Annotated in this window: 15 protein-coding genes and 3 riboswitches; of the genes, 12 read left to right on the top strand and 3 right to left on the bottom strand. The window is 51.5% G+C overall.

Annotated features, from left to right (window positions below):
- The first annotated feature begins 134 nt into the window (after nucleotides 1–134).
- The 3 genes from A372_RS0124440 to A372_RS0124435 all read left to right on the top strand — a co-directional run bounded on the left by A372_RS0124440 (nucleotide 135) and on the right by A372_RS0124435 (nucleotide 2,173).
- Nucleotides 135–1,472: a hypothetical protein gene (locus tag A372_RS0124440; protein ID WP_019423544.1), complete on the top strand. Its 1,338-nt coding sequence runs from the start codon at nucleotides 135–137 to the stop codon at nucleotides 1,470–1,472.
- Nucleotides 1,473–1,623: 151 nt separating this feature from the next.
- Nucleotides 1,624–1,782 carry a hypothetical protein gene (locus A372_RS38020; protein WP_192813634.1) on the top strand — a complete coding sequence of 53 codons (159 nt, stop codon included), beginning with the start codon at nucleotides 1,624–1,626 and terminating at the stop codon, nucleotides 1,780–1,782.
- Nucleotides 1,754–2,173: a hypothetical protein gene (locus tag A372_RS0124435; RefSeq protein WP_019423543.1), complete on the top strand. Its 420-nt coding sequence runs from the start codon at nucleotides 1,754–1,756 to the stop codon at nucleotides 2,171–2,173. The genes A372_RS38020 and A372_RS0124435 overlap by 29 nt, the downstream gene beginning before the upstream one ends.
- Before the next feature lie 71 nt (nucleotides 2,174–2,244).
- Here the strand turns inward: A372_RS0124435 and A372_RS0124430 are convergent, their stop codons facing one another.
- Nucleotides 2,245–2,763 (bottom strand): hypothetical protein, encoded by a 519-nt coding sequence (locus A372_RS0124430; RefSeq protein ID WP_019423542.1) that lies wholly within the window; start codon nucleotides 2,761–2,763, stop codon nucleotides 2,245–2,247.
- Nucleotide 2,764: 1 nt separating this feature from the next.
- Nucleotides 2,765–2,936: riboswitch (cyclic di-AMP (ydaO/yuaA leader) on the bottom strand.
- Nucleotides 2,937–3,367: 431 nt separating this feature from the next.
- Nucleotides 3,368–3,561: riboswitch (cyclic di-AMP (ydaO/yuaA leader) on the top strand.
- Between the two features lie 95 nt (nucleotides 3,562–3,656).
- Nucleotides 3,657–3,822, top strand: a riboswitch (cyclic di-AMP (ydaO/yuaA leader).
- Nucleotides 3,823–4,034: 212 nt separating this feature from the next.
- Here A372_RS0124430 and kdpF point away from each other — a divergent pair.
- From kdpF to A372_RS0124410, 5 genes are all read left to right on the top strand, one after another.
- Complete coding sequence (gene kdpF, locus A372_RS39675) at nucleotides 4,035–4,154, top strand: K(+)-transporting ATPase subunit F (RefSeq protein WP_083858935.1); 120 nt, start codon at nucleotides 4,035–4,037, stop codon at nucleotides 4,152–4,154.
- Between the two features lie 39 nt (nucleotides 4,155–4,193).
- A complete protein-coding gene (kdpA, locus tag A372_RS0124425; protein WP_019423541.1) occupies nucleotides 4,194–5,873 on the top strand; it encodes a potassium-transporting ATPase subunit KdpA in 1,680 nt (559 codons plus the stop codon).
- Between the two features lie 59 nt (nucleotides 5,874–5,932).
- Nucleotides 5,933–7,966 (top strand): potassium-transporting ATPase subunit KdpB, encoded by a 2,034-nt coding sequence (gene kdpB, locus A372_RS0124420; RefSeq protein ID WP_019423540.1) that lies wholly within the window; start codon nucleotides 5,933–5,935, stop codon nucleotides 7,964–7,966.
- A 25-nt stretch (nucleotides 7,967–7,991) separates the two neighbouring features.
- On the top strand, nucleotides 7,992–8,597 hold the full coding sequence (kdpC, locus tag A372_RS0124415; protein WP_019423539.1) for a potassium-transporting ATPase subunit KdpC: 606 nt from the start codon (nucleotides 7,992–7,994) through the stop codon (nucleotides 8,595–8,597).
- A 142-nt stretch (nucleotides 8,598–8,739) separates the two neighbouring features.
- Nucleotides 8,740–11,064 (top strand): universal stress protein, encoded by a 2,325-nt coding sequence (locus A372_RS0124410; protein WP_019423538.1) that lies wholly within the window; start codon nucleotides 8,740–8,742, stop codon nucleotides 11,062–11,064.
- A 292-nt stretch (nucleotides 11,065–11,356) separates the two neighbouring features.
- Here the strand turns inward: A372_RS0124410 and A372_RS0124405 are convergent, their stop codons facing one another.
- Nucleotides 11,357–12,232: a LysR family transcriptional regulator gene (locus tag A372_RS0124405; protein ID WP_026011272.1), complete on the bottom strand. Its 876-nt coding sequence runs from the start codon at nucleotides 12,230–12,232 to the stop codon at nucleotides 11,357–11,359.
- A 210-nt stretch (nucleotides 12,233–12,442) separates the two neighbouring features.
- Between A372_RS0124405 and A372_RS0124400 the strand changes: the two genes are divergently transcribed.
- From A372_RS0124400 to A372_RS0124390, 3 genes are all read left to right on the top strand, one after another.
- Nucleotides 12,443–13,549 carry a C45 family autoproteolytic acyltransferase/hydolase gene (locus tag A372_RS0124400; RefSeq protein ID WP_019423536.1) on the top strand — a complete coding sequence of 369 codons (1,107 nt, stop codon included), beginning with the start codon at nucleotides 12,443–12,445 and terminating at the stop codon, nucleotides 13,547–13,549.
- A 21-nt stretch (nucleotides 13,550–13,570) separates the two neighbouring features.
- Nucleotides 13,571–14,446, top strand: coding sequence for an AraC family transcriptional regulator (locus tag A372_RS0124395; RefSeq protein ID WP_019423535.1), 876 nt, complete (start codon nucleotides 13,571–13,573; stop codon nucleotides 14,444–14,446).
- Nucleotides 14,447–14,945: 499 nt separating this feature from the next.
- A complete protein-coding gene (locus A372_RS0124390) occupies nucleotides 14,946–16,166 on the top strand; it encodes an amidohydrolase (protein WP_019423534.1) in 1,221 nt (406 codons plus the stop codon).
- 93 nt (nucleotides 16,167–16,259) lie between these two features.
- On the opposite strand, the gene A372_RS0124385 is transcribed toward A372_RS0124390, so the two are convergent.
- Nucleotides 16,260–18,857: a TPM domain-containing protein gene (locus tag A372_RS0124385; protein WP_019423533.1), complete on the bottom strand. Its 2,598-nt coding sequence runs from the start codon at nucleotides 18,855–18,857 to the stop codon at nucleotides 16,260–16,262.
- A gap of 264 nt (nucleotides 18,858–19,121) precedes the next feature.
- Between A372_RS0124385 and A372_RS0124380 the strand changes: the two genes are divergently transcribed.
- A complete protein-coding gene (locus A372_RS0124380) occupies nucleotides 19,122–19,322 on the top strand; it encodes a hypothetical protein (RefSeq protein WP_019423532.1) in 201 nt (66 codons plus the stop codon).
- The last annotated feature ends 79 nt before the right edge of the window (nucleotides 19,323–19,401 follow it).

Below are 19,401 nucleotides of genomic sequence, written 5' to 3'. Positions count from 1 at the left end.
AAAGTCCCTGCTCCATTAACGAGCAGGGGCTTTTTTCACGAATTGACGGGAAATTGCTCATTGGTACTTCTGGCCGTGTTCAGTATACTAGAACTCAGGCTTTACAAATCGATCATATTGAATGAGGACACAACATGAATGACAGCTCGATATCTGAACATCCCGTAACGTATAAGCAGATGCTTGCCTTTTTCCTGCCCTTAGGATTCTCTTCTACTCTTGTTACGGTATCCCACGTCATTATTAACAGTACGCTTGCAAGGTCACCGAATCCGGAATTTATTATTTCTACCTATGCCATCGCATTGAGCCTGTACAGCTTGACGGAGCGGCCGGGCATTCTGCTTAGACAGACCTGCTCAACCTTGGTTCGGGATCGGAATTCTTTCCGGGCGATGACCTCAATCAGCAACTATGTGTTGGCCTGCATTATGCTGCTCAACACGATTATTGCATACACTCCGCTCGGTACGGTCGTATTTCGCCACTTCTTCGGCGTGGAGGAGGCAGCCTTAGAGCCGACGCTTGGTGTATACCGGATATTAATGTTCGTCAGTATATTTTCGGGAATCCGCTGCTTATATCATGGCATCATTATTTATAATATGCGGACGAAGTGGCTGACCATCGGGATGATAATCCGTTTGGCTGCCATGTATGGTCTGTCGCTGTATTTTATTCGGACGGGTGTGAACAGCGGCAAGGCTGGAGCTATCATTTTTTTGTCGGGGATGGCTATAGAATGTCTGGTCGCTTGGTTGGAGGGACGCAACTTGTTGAGACATAGCATTCCCGATAAGGTGGAAGGTCACGCCATTACGAACCGATCCCATATTTTCAAATTCTATAAGCCGCTATTATATTCATCCTTTATTGCCGTTCTGATCGGACCATCTATCAATGCCATGCTGGGGAAAACGGCGGAACAGCAGCTTGCGGTTGCTTCGTTTGCGCTTGCGAGCAGCATTAACCTGCTTGTGCTCAGTTTTTTTACGTATTTGCATCAGATCGTGCTCAATTTCTATGCGAAGGATAGCAGGAAAGTCAAACGCTTTGCGTTTACACTCGCCTTTCTTCCCGGGTTGCTGACGGCTCTGCTCAGCTTCACACCGATTGGACCATGGATATTGACGCAGGTGATGGGGGCGAACGAGGAATTGATGCGTGCGAGCCTAGACACGCTACGGGTCCTCATGCTGTACAGCTTCATTTTTCCGTGGATCGACTATGGCAACGGAATCATCATGATGCGCGGACAGACGAAAATGATGATGAGATCTCAAATGGGGAACGTCGTTCTTACGATTGCGACTCTCATCTTATGTGTCTGGATGACGCCTGGATGGAACGGCACGATCGGTGCGCTTGCCCAATCGCTAGGAGTGGCGGCGGAGTTGACAATCGTCATGATTGTCGTCAATTCGGGAAATACGCCTGTCCGTCCGGCTCGCGATAAGGGCGCTTCACTATAAATTCATGCATAAGGATAAATGAGGTAATTCACTTCGGCTTCAATACCTGTCATTTATCCTTTTTTTTGTGCTTTAAGTCCTGTTGAATTATTTGAGTGTATGACGAAAAGCGCAATACAAATGCAGGTCGTGGATACACAAGAGTCGTCCGATGAAAAAGATTGCGTTTGCGGCCAAGTCGTACCGTGAGATACCCGGTTCTGTTCGGGATGCAGACATCAATTTCCCGAAGAAGCAGCGCCGGTACCGGCCGATATGCAATCATAAGGAGGTCTTTGTCGATGCAGCAATTTTCCAATGTAATTCGTGAATTGAGAACCTGGTTGTTGTCCTTTTCATTTATTCAAGTTCTTTCGCCTTTTAGGCTGTATTTATTATTTGGCGGGATAGGAGTCGGGTTTCTTCAAGCTTTACTGTTCAAGGTGCTGCCCTATTCCAGCTATGGTGTCTTGGACTTTATGTTTTATACGATTCCGTTAAGCGCGGTTGCCGGTTATTCCTTTCTGCTAGGAGTATGGCTGACGCTTATATCCAGCGATATCAAGTATTTGCCGTATGGCCTTTGGGCGAAAGCCGTTCTGATTTTGTTTCCCTTTATGGCCATTAGTGTTAATTCCCTGATCTCTGTAGCTGTATATGCTTACCTCGGTTATCTCGCATTTAAATACTCGGCCTCTTCTTTTGCGGAGCAAGCAGCCTGACTTATTCATTGAGTTCAAATATACATACGGCCCCCAATTTTGGGGGCTTTCGCTGTTTATCCGCAGCTCATTCAGATAATGCAATAATAGGCTTGCGATCTCTCCATTAAGAGGCGTTCCTTTGGACAGAAACGGTGTCTGGACAGAGGAAGTAAATCCCTTAAGGCGAGCTTTGCAAGCTGAACTTTCTCAAAGCACCACGTTCCCTTCATCTCCTCCACAAGCTCGAATGCTTCCACTACAGTTTTCCCTTTTACCTGATCCAGCCGCCGCGACCAGTGAATGAGATCAAAGTGCGGAGCAGTATGATAAAACAGTAACTTACCCCAACCAACGGCGCCGTTTGCGCAGGAAATTTTCAATACCAACGTTAGCGGCCTTGAGCCGCCTTCCAATCCGTGTCCGGACGACACAGATATTTGATACAATTCCAAATTGCTAATGATTCGTTCCGCTTGCTGCTTTGCCATGTTCATTCCCTCCAGGCATTGTCTTGCGCGCAGCGAAGCCATCATGACTGATTGCCGCGGGTTGCTGCGGCATAATTGAACAATCAGGCTGCGAATGACAGACACTGCGCAGGTAATCATGTGCCTCTCCCGCTACGCTTACGAGGTTAGCTGACGGATTCGGACGTAGGAGTCGCCCTGCCGACGGCAAGCTTGCCAATCGGATTCACCCCGATGGACCAAGTTAAACCAAGTCAGAAAAGGTCCTGATGGGTCCCCCGCTCCTTGCTTCAAGAATTCAGCGATCGAAAGAATGATGGTGTACGACACGTATCTTACTCCTTTCCTTTATGCTTTGTACAATGTGAAAACAGTTAAAAAACCGTATATTTTCATCGAATCGGCTGGGAAATTGGTTTTGTTTACAAATAGGAACTGTTTATTTCGCGATTTTACGGTTGTTTCTTCGAAAAGCTAATGTTTTCTGAAAATGCAGAAACCGCATCACGATTTCTGCGCAAAATGGGTGAAGGGAGACTGTGCTCATATGATGCGCCCTATAGAGGAAGTATTCTGAAATACCGAGCAAGAACGAGATAATGAACGCGATAAATGGATTTAGAAGTGTAAATCGATTTTGGCAGACCAAAAGCTGCCGTTTTCTAGTCATTTTTGGAAATTTGGCTGCTTTACAAAGTAACTGCCGAGACGTAATATACGTTCATGAATTAAATTATCCGTTCAGCATTCTGAATCGCTTAATTTCTGCACAGCAGAAAGCGGGGGAACCAACATCTGATCGAATTCCGATGTGAGAGTCGGAGAACGGTCATGGGGTGAATCCTGCGGAATTGGATTCCATGGGTCTAATTCCGGGGTAGGGCAACTCTCACTGCCCGAATCCGTCAGCTAACCTCGTAAGCGTAGGAGAGAGGATGAGGACTCGTGATCGATTAATCGGCCACAGGGTTTATGCCTCTGTGGCTTTTTATTGTCTTCCCATGAAAATAATGAAAATCATAGCTTGTACCTTTTCAAATTTATCGCTTAATTTCTGTAAAGCAGAAAGCGGGGGAACCAACGAGCTTGGGCGCATAGTTGACCGAGCTCACGGGGTGAATCCGACAGTTCACTGTCGGTAGGGCGACTCTCGCGCCCGAATCCGTCAGCTAACCTCGTAAGCGTACGGAGAGAGGCAACGATCGTCGTGTGTGACACGGTTTAATAGACTGTGCCCGGAAACCACGAGAAAGTTCCTTTTCTCGCAGGTTTCTTTTTTATTGCCTTTTTTGGGCGTGAGAGCACGATTGCGTGTTAAAAACAATGCTAATGAAGAGAGGTTGTCACATGTCTGATCTATATATGATTGCTGCTCTAGCCCTTGCCTTTTCCATGTTCTGCGGATTTTTGGCATGGTGCGGCAAAGTTGTCGAACAAACGGGAGGAGACGAACGATGATGTTCCTCACCATTTGTATCGTGTTTCTGTTCCTGTACTTAATTTACGCGCTGATTCATCCGGAAAAATTTTAACCGAACGACGGACTTATACATTAGAGGGGGAGCCTATCCATGGGGATTTTGCAAATTGCGGCGGTTCTTATTCTGCTGCTTCTACTTGTCAAACCATTAGGGAGCTATATGTACCATGTGTTCTCTAATCAACCGAACCGGACCGACAAGCTGTTTACACCGTTCGAGAATGTCATTTATGGCATTGCGGGTCTGAAGAACCGCTCCAGCATGTCGTGGAAGAAATATACGCTCAGTTTGATTTTGACCAACATTGTGCTGGTCGTGCTAGGATATATCATTTTGCGAGTGCAGAAGCTGCTGCCGCTGAATCCGAACGGCATCGACAATATGGAGCCGACACTCTCGTTCAATACGATTATCAGCTTTATGACAAACACGAATTTACAGCATTACAGCGGTGAATCCGGGCTGACCTATTTCTCGCAAATGGCGGTCATTATGATGATGATGTTCACGTCAGCGGCCACCGGTATCGTCGTGGCCATCGCCTTTATTCGCGGGATTACGTCCAAAGGAAATACGCTTGGCAACTTTTTCGTTGACTTTGTCAAGGCGCATACGCGCTTACTGCTGCCACTCGCAGTTGTTGTGACGCTTATTCTTGTTGCATTGCAAGTTCCGCAAACCTTCGGGGCTACGGTGCAGGCGACAACGCTGCAAGGAGACGTGCAATCAATTGCGCGGGGCCCGGTTGCCTCGCTGGTGTCGATTAAGCACTTGGGTACGAACGGCGGCGGATTTTTCGGGGTGAACTCCTCTCATCCGTTCGAGAACCCGAACCCGCTTACGAATGTGATTGAGATATTATCGATGTGGTGCATCCCGGCTGCATTGACTTACACCTTCGGCAAATTTGCCCGCAATCAGAAGCAAGGGTGGGTCATCTTCGGTGCGATGAGCATGCTGTTTCTCATGTTTTTGTCGCTGGCCTATTATGCGGAAAGCCAAGGCAATCCGGCGATAAACGCACTTGGCATCGATGCTGCGCAAGGCAGCATGGAGGGGAAGGAGGTGCGCTTCGGCATTGCCCAATCCGCCCTATTCACGACCGTAACGACGGCAGCTACGACCGGCACAGTCAACAATATGCATGATACATTAACGCCGCTCGGCGGCTTAGTGCCGCTGGGGCAAATGATGCTGAACTGCGTGTTCGGCGGAGACGGTGTCGGCTTGGTCAATATGTTGATGTATGCCATACTGGGCGTGTTCTTGTGCGGTCTTATGGTCGGGAGAACGCCGGAATTTCTGGGGCGCAAGATTGAGGCCAGGGAAATGAAGCTGGTGGCGATTGCTATTTTGGCCCATCCGTTCATTATTTTAGTTCCAACGGCGATCGCTTTCCTGACCGATTTGGGCAGGGGATCCATAACCAATCCGGGTTATCACGGCATCTCTCAAGTGCTGTATGAGTTTACGTCGTCGGCAGCAAACAATGGATCTGGATTCGAGGGGCTGGCAGACAACACGCCATTTTGGAATATTTCTACGGGCCTGGTTATGCTGTTCGGACGGTATATCTCGATTATTGCGCTGCTCGGTGTAGCAGGCTCGATGGTTAAGAAGCAGTGGATACCAGAAACGATCGGAACGTTTCGTACGGACAATGCGCTGTATACGGCCATCCTCGTCGGAACCGTGTTCATTATCGGCGCACTGACCTTCTTGCCCGTGCTTGTATTGGGACCCATTGCGGAACATCTGACACTCCGATAGTAGAGGTTGTTCAATAATATCCCTTTTGATCAGGAACTAGTAGATGAGGTGAAACGGAAATGAACTCAGCCAACAAAAAATCGTTGTTAACCGGCGAATTGATCAAGCAAGCTGCGATAGATAGTATTAAGAAGCTCAATCCCGTAATCATGATGAAAAATCCGGTCATGTTCGTGGTTGAATTGGGAACGCTCGTCGTTCTTCTCATGGTGCTTTTGCCAGAAGTTTTTGGCGCGGAGGAGCGTATCGGTTTTAACGTGACCGTGTTCTTTATTTTGTTGTTTACCGTGCTGTTCGCCAACTTCGCAGAGGCCCTCGCCGAAGGGCGGGGCAAGGCGCAGGCGGATTCGTTGAAGAAGGCGAAGAAAGATATCGTCGCGAACAAAGTAGTCGGCAATGGAATCAAGGTTGTATCGTTGGCCGAACTGCGTAAAGGGGATATCGTCATCGTAGCGCAAGGCGAAATGATTCCGGGTGACGGTGAAGTTATTAAAGGTCTGGCTTCGGTTGATGAATCCGCGATTACCGGTGAATCGGCCCCGGTCATCAAGGAAGCGGGCGGAGATTTCAGTTCCGTCACCGGCGGCACTCGGGTCGTCAGCGACAAGATTACGGTGAAGATTACGAGTGACCCGGGCGAATCGTTCATGGATCGGATGATATCGCTCGTCGAAGGGGCGAAGCGGCAGAAAACGCCGAACGAAATCGCATTGAACACGTTGCTTATCAGCTTGACGCTCATTTTCCTCATCGTTGTCGTGACGCTTGCCCCGATAGCGAATTATTTAGGAATCGAATTGGAAATTCCAGTGCTCATTTCCCTGCTTGTCTGCCTCATTCCGACGACGATTGGCGGGCTGTTGTCCGCTATCGGGATCGCCGGGATGGACCGCGTGACCCAATTCAACGTACTGGCGATGTCCGGTAAAGCGGTAGAAGCGGCTGGAGATATTAATACGATGATTCTCGATAAGACCGGCACGATTACGTTCGGGAACCGGATGGCAAGCGAATTCATTCCTGTCTGCGACCAATCGCTCGCTGCAGTAGCAGAATGGGCAGCGATCAGCTCGGTGAAGGATGAAACGCCGGAGGGTCGATCGGTCATCGAGCTGATGAAGAAACAGCAGCTTTCGTATGAAGCCTCTCTTGCGGAAGGCGGCGAATTTATCGAATTCAAAGCGGAAACTCGGATGAGCGGCATCGATTTACTGGATGGACGCCAAGTGCGCAAAGGGGCGGTTGACGCCGTGAAGACATGGGTGGCTGCGCAAGGCGGTGTCATTCCCGCCGACTTGGATGACAAAGCGAACGCGGTTGCGCGGGAGGGCGGCACGCCGCTGGCAGTCGCTGTCGACAATGTCATGTACGGCATCATTTATTTGAAGGATACGGTGAAGCCGGGCATGAAGGAACGGTTCGACCAGCTGCGCAAAATGGGCATCAAGACGATTATGTGCACGGGCGACAATCCGCTTACCGCTGCCACGATTGCACGGGAAGCAGGCGTGGATGATTTCATTGCGGAGAGCAAGCCGGAAGACAAAATTGCGGTCATTCGCCGCGAACAAGCTGAAGGAAAGCTGGTCGCTATGACCGGTGACGGGACGAATGATGCGCCAGCCTTGGCGCAAGCGGATGTGGGACTTGCGATGAACAGCGGCACCGTGGCGGCGAAAGAAGCGGCGAACATGGTCGATCTAGACTCCGACCCGTCCAAAATTATCGAAGTGGTCGCAATCGGCAAGCAGTTGCTTATGACGCGCGGCGCACTGACAACCTTCAGTATTGCGAACGACGTGGCGAAGTATTTTGCCATTATCCCGGCGATGTTCACACTTGCAATTCCGCAGATGGAGGCTTTGAACATAATGGGACTAGGTTCCCCGACTTCGGCGATTTTGTCGGCGTTAATCTTCAATGCGATCATTATTCCGCTGCTCATTCCGTTGGCGATGAAAGGTGTAACGTACAAACCGATGAGCTCGTCGCAGCTGTTGAGCCGCAACATCATCATTTACGGTCTGGGCGGAATTATCGTTCCGTTCATTGGCATCAAGCTTATCGATATGGCCGTAAATCTATGGATATAGAGAGGAATGAAAAAGGATGAAACCAATGACTAATCAAACGGCAGCGGATGTTTCCGGAAGCTCTTATCTATTTTCGATTGTCAGAATCGGCATTTTGTTTATTATTATGTGCGGAATTATTTATCCATTAGTATGCACTGGTCTGGCACAGCTCCTTATGCCCGGCTATGCGGAAGGAAGCTTCATCAAGAATGCGGAAGGCGGAATTATCGGATCGGAATTAATCGGGCAGAAATTTACGGACCCGCATTATTTCCAAGGACGCGTATCCAGCATTGAATATGCGGCGGATGCATCGGGATCGAACAACTACGGTCCGTCTAATCCTGAACTGGTGAAGCGGGTGCAGCAATCGGTTGCGGATTGGCAGAAGAGCAATCCCGATGTGCCGGTAAGCGAGCTGCCGGCAGATTTGATTACGAATTCGGGCTCAGGATTGGATCCTCACATCACTCCGGATTCGGCGGAAGTGCAAATTCCACGAATAAGCAAGCTGACGGGAATTCCAGCAGCCGAGCTCGACAAGATCGTTGCGCAGCATACCGAAGGGCGCTCGCTTGGCCTCTTTGGCGAACCGCGGGTCAATGTGCTGAAGCTGAACTTGGCTGTAGATGAGATGATGAAAAAATAAAGCCGCTTCCATTACTTGGTTGAGCGCCCTGCTTCACATCTGTGGAGCAAGCGCTGCATAAAGAGCGGGCACCGCAGTCGATTTTTTTTATTAATATTTGTAAAGTTGCGACTTGGACAATTGCTGGAAAGGGGAAACTTCAATGGACAGCTTTCGCCGTAGAGCTCCAGAGGAAATTCTTGCATCCATCTCTGACATCCGGCGCGGGAAATTAAAAGTATATATCGGTCCAGTCAGCGGCTCGGGGAAGACGTATCATATGCTGCGCGAAGGACAGATGTTGAAGAAGCAAGGTATTGATATCGTCATTTGCGCTGTATCTACGAATCAAAGACCGGAAACGATCGAGCAAATCGGCGACTTGGAACGGATACCGAGCATGCACTGGCACAAAGGCGGCGTGGAACGCAAAGATTTGAACGTGGATGCGCTCATCGAACGGAATCCGGAAGTCGTGCTGACCGATGGCCTGGCTCACCGCAACCGCAAAGGTGCCCCGTTTGCGACACGTGAAGAAGACATTCGCTATTTGTTGCAGCACGGAATCAGCGTCATCACTACAGTTAACGTGTATGAATTGGAAGGGGCGACAGAGATCGCCCGCCGCTTGACCGGTATTGCGGTAGAGGAGACGGTGTCGGCGGATGTGCTCAATCTCGCGGACGAAGTGAGATTGATTGACGTCACGCCGGAGACGATTTTGACGAGGGTGTCTGAAGGCAATCTAGGATATCATTCCGATGCCTCGCTGTTCCAGCGCGGGAACTTGGGTAAATTGCGGGAATTGGCACTCAGACTTGTAGCTGAAGATGTGAATGAGTCTCTGCAGAAGCACAGGGAACAGTTAGGCTTGGCAGGGCCTTCCGGCACGGCTGAACGAATTTTGGTATCTGCCCAGTACTATTGGAACGGCTCCATTCATGTCCGCCGCGGACAACAGATTGCCAAGCGATTGAATGGCGACCTATGGGTTGTATCCCTTGTGAATCCGCAGCGGCCGCTCACGAAGGACGCGGCAGCATTCAAGCGCTCTATATTGAAGCTGACCGACAAAATCGGGGCCTCATTCGAAGAACTGCATGTGCCTTCACGCAGAGCCATTCCGAAGGTGCTGGTCCGGTACGCGATGGAGCATAACGCCACGCGTATCGTTATCGGCCATTCGAAGCAGACGCCTTGGCAAGAGTTCTGGCGGGGTTCGATCGTCAACAATGTATTGACACGAATCCACAACATCGACGTTTTTTTCGTAGCTGACCGCTCGAATAAGGAAGGTGAGCGGATTCTTCCCACGAAGCGCAATGATCAGGAGTCGGAACGCGATTGGTACCGCAGGCTGAGCAATAAAGAAATGGAGCAAAAAATTAAACAGATGAAGCGAGGGACGTTTAAAGTATATATTGGCGCGGCCCCAGGTGTTGGAAAGACGTACACAATGCTGCGCGAAGGGAACGATTTGCTGCGCAAAGGGATCGATGTCGTCATCGGTCTTCTGGAAACGCATGAACGTCAAGAGACGATGGAGCAGGTGGGAGATCTGTGCGCGATTCCGCGTCAACAGGTGCGTTATCGCGAATTTGAGCTCGAAGAGATGGATACAGAAGCGATAATCCGGCGCAATCCCGAAGTTGTGCTGGTCGATGAGCTGGCCCATACGAATGTGCCGGGAAGCAAGCGCAAAAAACGGTACGAAGACGTATCAGCCATCCTGGACGCAGGCATTTCGGTCATCTCTACGGTCAATGTGCAGCATTTGGAAAGCTTGAACGACGCGATCGAACAAATTACCGGGGTCCGGGTTCGGGAAACGGTGCCGGATAGTATTTTGAATATGGCAGACGAGGTGGAGCTGATTGACGTAGCGCCGAAATCACTGCAGCAGCGCATGAGGGAAGGGAAGATTTATGCGCTGAACAAGGTGGATCAAGCGTTGAACCACTTTTTCAAGACCGGCAATCTCATCGCACTGCGCGAGCTGGCGCTGCGGGAAATCGCGGACGATGTCGATGAGAAGCTGGAGTCTTGGGATCGCAACGACTCCTTGCGCGGTCCATGGCGAAGACGAGAGGTCATCTTCGTCGGCGTGACGGCCAGCCCGAATGCAGAGCGGCTTATTCGGAGGGGGTTCCGCATTGCCTATCGCTTGAAGGCGGAATGGATCGTCACATATGTCCATGACGAGATGAGCATTCCCGAATCGCTGCATCCGCGGCTGGAGAGCTTGCGAGCATTGACCAAGCGTCTGGGCGGAACATTCGAAGCGCATGCGTCCCATTCTCCGCGGGACATTCCGCAGCTGCTGCTGAACAAGGCCAACGAAAAAAAGAGCACGCAAATCATTATCGGCCAATCTAAACGCGGATGGCTGCATGCGCTGCTGCACGGGTCCGTAGTGGGTGCGATTCTTCGTTCGGCCCGACATATGGATGTGCTCGTCGTTGCGGATTTTGTCCCAAATCACAAATAAACACAACCCATCTGAAAATAACAAATTTACCTTTCGGCAATACCATTTTATCTTTAACCGCGAGCGCTTACAATGCGCTTTACTACTCCACATGGGAAAGGTGAGTGGCATGAAAGGCGAGGGAGGGTTCCACGAAGAATTGGAGCAAGGTTGGCGGTGCTGCTTATGCTAAGCCAACTGCTGCCGCTTGGTTTCCAGCCTGCAGTTAGAGCGGCAGATACAGACGGACAAGTGAAGGATATGGCGCTGCATCAACCGTCTATGGCGAGTTCCGAAAGAAAGCTGTTACTCCTTATTCCTGCGTGTTCTTCAACAGTTCGATGAAGCTGCGCGCGCTCTTCGAGACATAATGATCCTTCAGCCAGATGAGCGCGGAGGATGCAGGCTGTGATCCTTCGATCTCCAGCGAATGAATGCCGGAGAATGGCTGCAGGCGCAACACGGATGCGGGTACGACGGCTGCTCCGAAGCCGGATGACACCAACGTCATTAACATCGCAATATCAGAGCATTCGCAGACGATGTCCGGCGTCAGCTGTCGGCGCGCAAACTGTTCCATTATCGTGTAATATACCCCAAGTCCCTGCGTGCTCGGCAGAATAAGCGGCCGATGCGCAATATCCTCGAACGTCACGGATGCAGAGTTGGAAGCAGGAGGTTCTGAAGTAATATAATAGAACGGCTCTGCAGGCAAGTGCAGGACGGTGAAATCGCTCAGCTCGAGCGGAAGCCAGACGATGGCAAGCTCGAGCGTCCGATCCTTGACCATGCTGCACAGCTGGGCTGACTCGTTCTGCCGGATCGAGTACGTGATGTTCGGGCAGGTCGCCCTGAAGGCGCGCAGGAGCGCCGGCAGCCGGACATTCGATAGCGTGTTTACGCCGATCGTCAGCTGACCGCGCAGACCGTTGCCGATTTCCTTCACTTCTGCCGCAGATTCATCCATCCGTTTCGTTATGTGCAGCGCATGACGATACAGGGACCGCCCTGCTTCCGTCAACTCCAGAGTCCTTCCGTTTCGCAGGACGAGCGTTACGCCGAGCTCGGTCTCCATTTGCTTCAGCTGCTGGCTGAGCGGGGGCTGGGCTATATGAAGCCGGTTCGCCGCAGCCGTAATCTGCCGCTCCTCGGCAATCGCAATAAAATAGCGCAATTGTCTAATGTCCATTGTGCAGATGCCTCCCTTTGGCGCATGAACCGCGCCATACTGATCTATTTCTTGTACTTTCATATCCTCTTCATTCGTATTTTTAATATAATATATGTTTTTCCTATATAACAACTCGCAGCGGCAAAACAGCAAAAACGGTCCAAACGGCCGCAGCCTGCTTTTATACAATGAAGATATCCTGTTGAACAGGAAAGAGGAGGATACAGAATGCAAGAGGTCACAGGTTATTTCGCACAGTTGAATGGAACAAGCAAGGAAGCAGGCAAGCAGCAAGGCATGTTTGCCGTGGAACATCCGGCTTTTATGCCCATGATAGCATTGCAGGAGCGCCTGCCGGAGCCGCGGCTGCGTGAGACGATTAAGCTACTGGACCAGTATTGCCCTGGCATCAATGACGAGATTCACGGCGCGGCCGAGGCGATAGGTCTGGATCCCGGGCGGATGGCCTATTATGCAGGGACGGACATTCAGGCGGGCTGTAGCCACTGCGCCGTGCTGCCGGGCAAATCAACGGATGGCCGGACTTACGTGCTGCGCAATTATGATTTATCGCCGGAGCTTACGGATATGCGGCTTTGCTATACGGACATTCAAGGTCTGTATCGGCATACAGGATTCTCCGCATCGTTGTTCGGGCGCACCGAAGGCATGAACGAGCATGGTCTATGCGTCACGTTCTCGGCTTGCGGGCAGCCAGTAGGTGAAGTGCAGGGCATGCGGCCTGCGAAGGTGCGCGGATTGCAGTTCTGGGCAGTCGTGCGCACGGTGCTGGAGCAGTGCCGGAGCACGGCAGAAGCGGTGGATGCGATTCGGGACATGCCAATCGCCTCGAACATGAACCTGATTATAGCAGATCCGTCAGGGGCGGCTGCGCTCATCGAGACGTTCGATGGCAAGCTGGCGGTACATGACACGGACGGGAGCTCCAGTCAGCCGTATGTTACTGCGACGAACCATCCTCTGTTTGCGGAAGTGGAACGGCTCGAACCGCGCAAGTTGAACCATTCCGTCATCCGTCACAGACTGTTGAATGACATGCTCGAGAAGCAGGATTCGGTTGGCAAGCAAGACTTGAAAGCGATGGTAGAGACTGAGTATCCGCACGGCCTGACCGTGCACAATTACCGCCAATGGTTCGGCACGCTGCATTCCGTCCTCTTTGATCTTGAGGAACGTTCGCTGGACGTTTGCTTCGGTTCGCCGCTCATGAACCCGTGGTATACTTTACGGATGGGGGAACAGCTTCCTTTTGCGAAGGTGAATGTACAGGTGGAGCATCGGGAGGCAGGTCCCGACTTCTGGAAGCTAGTATAACGAAAAAAAGGAGGCACCGGCATGGATCTGTCCTTGATAGAAAGTGCTGTTCAGTACATTGAGACTAATCTGAAGCAGCCGCTTCTTGCAGAAGATGTGTCGCGATCCGTGCATGTCTCTTACTATCATTTTCACCGTATCTTTCATGTGATGACCGGAGAGACGATTGGGGACTATATTCGCAGGCGGCGGCTGACGGAAGCGGCACTGGAACTATTGGCTGGACAGCGGCCGATTCTGGACATCGCGCTTGATTATCAATTCGAATCGCAGGAGGCGTTCGGCAGGGCATTCAAGAAAGTGTTCGGTTTCACCCCGAACGGATTTCGCCGCAAAAGCGCTCGTCCTGTCGTCAATGAGAAGGGGGCGCTTGTCGGCCGGCGGCTGCAGCACCGTTTCGATAACATCAGCATTGAACCGGAACTTACAGAGCTGACAACCGCGATTTCCCTTGTCGGCCTGCAGGGACGCACGAATTTACGCGACAACCGCATTCCGCTGATGTGGTCCGAGCTCGTTCGGCGGCGGCAGGAGTTGACGAATGCAGGCGCAGGCGGTACCGCCTACGGCATATGTCAGGCGATGGACGCGATGCCGGTGCACGATTTGACGGAAGATACGGAGTTTACGCAATTCGTCGGCTTTGAATGCGCTGAATGCGGCGATATCCCTTCCGGCATGTTGGTATATACGATTCAATGTGGAAAATACGCGGTGTTCCGGCACCGAGGGCCGACTGCCTTGCTAAGGGACAGTTACGAATACATTTGGGGAACATGGTTGTACAGTACGTCATACGAACTGGATAATCGTGATGATTTTGAGATGTATGGGGACGATTTCCGCGGAACAGAGAACGAGGAGTCCGTAATCTGGATCTATATTCCGGTGAGGTAGCTTGATTCATTATGTCATGTCATCGCTCAACTTGAATGGGAATACCGCCAAACCTGGCCACTTGGCCAGGTTTTTCTTTCATTATAAAAATGATAAAAAGTCGAGCTGCCGTACAATGGCCCTTATCTCCATTCTCCCATACAGTCAGAAGAGATAACGACGAGGATAAGTCACATTGCCTTTTCGTATATCATTCTATGAAGCGGCCGATTGTGTTGGCGGTTAACCAGAGTCGTCCGTAGGCATGCAGCCTACTGAAGGACGGGGAGATTGAAGCAAAGGGTTGGATGAAGCGAATCCCCGTCAGTCTGAACGCGCCACCGCACACACGGAACGTTTTGTTTCATCTTTGAAAGACCTTGATAGGGGCTTTTACATTGATGAAGTATACACAATACATATGCAAAATAGATATTATAAATATTTTTTATATACTTTTGGGCGTGGTAGCATGTAATCAAGCAATAGTTGATGATAAATTGTGAGAGGATGAACGAGGATGGAAGCGAAATATTGGCTGACTGATGTATCGTTAGAGCACAGCTTTCGATATGAAGCTGGAGTGATTGCGGGTACGATGATCGAACCGAGCCATTTGCTTATTGAGCAAGGACGCATCTCTAGAATTGTTCCAGCCAGCATGCGCTTAGATGATGACTTGCCGCGACGGAGCGCCCGCGGTCTGCTGGCGCTTCCTGCATTTGTCGAGAAGCACTGCCATTTAGATAAGACGATATTGGGTGATGAATGGAGAGCCGTACGACCGGCAGCGAACATTTTGGAACGGTTCGAGATTGAGAAGAACGTGCTGCCACACTTGTCTACCACGATGAAGGATAGAGCGCGAATACTTGTTGAGAGGCTGCTCAATGCAGGATCCACTCATATCCGCACGCATGTGGACATTTACCCGGAAGTCGGCCTGCGTCATCTGGAAGAGGTGCAAGAAGTGTTGGCGGAGTACGATGACAGGTTGACCTGCGAGATTGTCGCGTTCCCGCAGCACGGACTGCTCCGGACAGATTGCGGCGATTTGTTGCGTGAAGCAGTCCGGCGCGGTGCGGACCTCATCGGCGGCGTCGATCCAGCGACGGTTGATGGCGACATGGAGACGTCCTTGCAGACGATGATGGACATTGCAGTGCAGGGTGATGCGGACATTGATCTGCATCTGCATGATGGCGGAGCAGTCGGCCTGCAGACGATAAAGAGGCTGTGCGAACTTGCCGGGGAAGCAGGCTGGCAGGGCCGCGTGGTGGTTAGCCACGCCTTTGCGTTAGGGGATGCGGCTGGTCAAGAAGCGGATGACATCGCACAGATGCTGTCCGAGTATGGGGTTACCATTGTGACAAGTGTTCCGCTCGCCCGCACGATGCCACCGGTGAATTTCTTGCATGAGAAGGGTGTATCGCTCGCAGTCGGTTGCGACAATATATATGATTCGTGGTCGCCATTCGGCACCGGGGACATTCTGGAGCGTGCCGGGCGGCTGGCGGAACGATTCGGCAGAGTGACGGAGCAGAAGCTTGCGGAGACGCTAGGCTTTATTACGGGAGGGATAACCCCGCTTGATAAGGAAGGGAAGCGAGTCTGGCCCGCAGCAGGAGATGAAGCAAACCTCGTATTGGTAGACGCAAGCTGCTCGGCCGAGGCGGTGGCGAGAAGAGCGGTTCGGAAGGCGGTGCTGTTCCGAGGGCGAATTGCGGCAGGCACATTGTAATTCTGTGTGCTGACCGGCCGAAAAGAAGCAGCCTTCACCCAAGCTCAATACTTGGGTGAAGGCTGGTGGGTATCATTCCGTTTTGGAGCAATGCTACCAGTTCGAACCGCCGGAAGAATTGTTGTTTTTGTTGCTCCAATTGGAGCCGCTGGAAGAGTTGCTGCTATCGCCCCAGCTGGAGCCGCCGGAAGAATTGCTGCCACCGATCCAACTGGAGCCGCTTGAAGACTGGTTGTTGCGTTGTTGCGCTTGACGTTCCCGTTCTCGTTCCCGCTCTCGTTCCCGTCGTTCGGCTTCACGGCGCCTCTCTTCCTGTCGGCGTTCCTCGCGGATGACCTCATCGTATGCCCGGTCCATCGCCGTGATGATGCCAGCCAATGTAGCGGCGCTCCGGGCAGCTTGATCGTAGGCGCCTAACCGCATGAGATGACTGATTTCGTTGTTCACGCTGGAATATTGCGACTGATACGGAGACACGTTTATTTTGCGTCTGACCCGCGAATGGACGGAATGGTAGCGGCTTTCCAATTTATCGATTTCGCGCTCGGCGTTCCGCTTTTGAACGACTGCCCGTTCGATTTCCCCTAAATATTGCTCCGCCTCGGCCACGAACTGATTGCTGACTTCGGCCAAGAGAACAAGATCGTATGGCTCGTCGGCGAACAGCTGCTGCAAGCCGGATTGCAATTTCGCCAAGCTGTTTTCCTGACGGCTCCAGACATGCACAAGTCTGTGCCGGGATATCGCCTGCCGCCCTTTGGCATATGCGGTTTCAGCCGCAGCCTGCTTCCGTCTTGCTTCCTCCAGCATGCTATCGAGCTTGCGTACCAGCTGAGAGTAATGCTCGGCCCGTTCATCCAGTTCCGCTAGCGTATGAAGCATCTGGTCAAGCTCTTTCCGTGCCATCTCATATTCTTGAACTTCCTCATCGCACCAGTGCTGCACTTGACGCAGCGACTCTGCGATATCTGCTGTGTACGGCACCTTATCCCGATAATCGTGCCATGCCTGTTCCCAATGCTTCGTCCGGTACATCCGCCGGACCCGTTCGGTCAGACCTTGAAGCTGTTCGTCCTGCTGGGGATAGCCGGCAAGCTTCGATACGATTAAAGCGATATCGCTCGCATTTTTGATTTTTAAATCCGCCTGCCGTTGCGTCATTTGCACGGCTTCGCTCAAGAGCTGGCGCATGAGTTCCACCTGCTGCGCGGCTCCAGACATTTCCCCCTGCTGCAGGCAGGCGAGCATTTGTTCATTTGCTTGGCGCGCCTGCTCGACATGGCCGTACGGATCGATTCGAACGAGCTTGAGGCGATGTTCCTGTATAATTTGTTCGAAGCGTTGCCTGCATGCTCCCATTTCATTCGGAAAGCTCCGGTATAAATCGGCAAACGAAGAAATGGAGGAGACATCCTGTTCCAGCCGCAGCAGCGTTTCATTGGCATGGTTGACCCGATGCTCCGCGCCGAGCGGATCGAAGATTTCCAGCTGCTTGCTCTTTCCAAGCTCGGCTTCGATCGCATCCTGACGGATTCCAAGCCCCCCGAGCGGCCAGCCGCGGTTCGCTTGTTCTGCGGCCAGCGCCGTCTTTAGCGTGTCCAAGCGGCTGTCCGCATCGGCAATCGTCTGCTTCAACGTGCGATCCACCTCTTCGATGTGAGTGACCTGCTGGGCGAGCTCCGTTGCCTGCCCTGTCATTTCGGCAATCTCGGTCAGAGCGGACTTGAGCCGCTTGCGCAGGCGCGGCAGCAACCATTCCCTCATTTGAATGCGCAGGAGCGATTGCTCCAATCCATTGAGCCGAACCAGCATATTCGACAGTTGATGATCGATGGACTTGGCTGTTTGCAGCGTTTCACCTTGAGACAGGCCGACAAAAGGCTGAATGCCTTCCATTCCATGATTGGCTTGAACCATTAGCTTCGGAAGCTTCTTGCGTATCCCGCGCAGGCGCAGCGCCTGAAATCCGATTTCAGCGAGAGCCGCTAGCAGAAGCAGGGTGACGGCAACTGCAATGACCAAGCTCCAATTGATTTTGGCGCTAACGGTAAGTTCGGGCTTCACTTGTTTCTCTGATGAAGGCGAAGCATGCTCCGTTGAATGCTGCTGCACCGAAGATTCGTCCTGTACCGCCGGCGCCTGCTCGTTCGCGCTTGGCTTGGCCTCTGTTCCTGTTTCGCTCGCAACGGGTTCCACCGGCTTCAACGCGTGGGTTGCCTTCATCAGCTGAATTGATGCTTTTGCGAAATTGCCTTCTTTGGCATGAGGGATGAAGTTCGCATCGACAAATTCTGTCAGCTTCTGATCCGTCTTTCCGTCGCCATTCAAGTCATTCGGAAGCGCATCGATCTTTTCTTGCAGCATGGCGTTGTTGAAGTTCATTTCTATGCGGCGGTCTTCCTTGGACAAGAGAAGCAGGATGTCGTCCGTGCCAAGGTCCCATTTCGTGTAGACGTCTGTCGCATATGAAGCGGGATCCGCTCCGCCCAGATTGGCAATTGTCAGCACATAGAAGGTGTACAGCTTGCCTTGAGCCGCCTTTTCGATTTGGGGTATCGCTTCTTTGGAAAGCATTTTGGCTGTATCCTGTATGAGCCCCTTTTTGGCGGGGATGTTGGCTGCCGCGATGATGCTTGGAAAGGCGAGACACATCACAATCATAAGCAGGAATAGGCGTTGCGCATGTTTCACAATCAACCCTCCAGTTATCCGGTTATATCGTGCAAAATGGAATGCAGTATGATACCAGTATAACGGATTTACGGATATCGTCGAATGAAAGTTCCTGTTTTTCGCAAAATGACACAAATAAATTGGAGGGCAAATTCATCAGATGAGAGCAGAACGGGCTCGTCGAGGGAGTGTACCGTGTAGATTTTGGATAATTAGGGGAATACAATAGAAAAGAACAACTTGTATATTTGACATTCACGACAGATATGGGATGTGTTGGGGTTGAGCATGGCGGAAGTGTACAAAAAAATACGGCGCGGAGAAACATTTAAAACGATATCGGATCTAGACTTCGCTCGTCTGAACATTAAAAATCCTGTTGAATTGGCTGCAAATTCCCCGGTCATGCAGCAAGTGATCGCCAAACAGTGGAACCGAATTCAAACGACCGTCAGCAAAGAAGCAAACAAAACCCGCCAATAATGGCGGGGTGCTTATCTAATGGCTTTTAAAATACGAGTCACGCTCGGATCATCCTTCGGGACTTCGACCATTCGGACGA

This window comes from Paenibacillus sp. OSY-SE (assembly GCF_000283315.1).
Classification (GTDB): domain Bacteria; phylum Bacillota; class Bacilli; order Paenibacillales; family Paenibacillaceae; genus Paenibacillus_B; species Paenibacillus_B profundus.
Note: the sequence above shows the minus strand (reverse complement) of the source record. Positions and strands in the feature narration are given on the sequence as shown.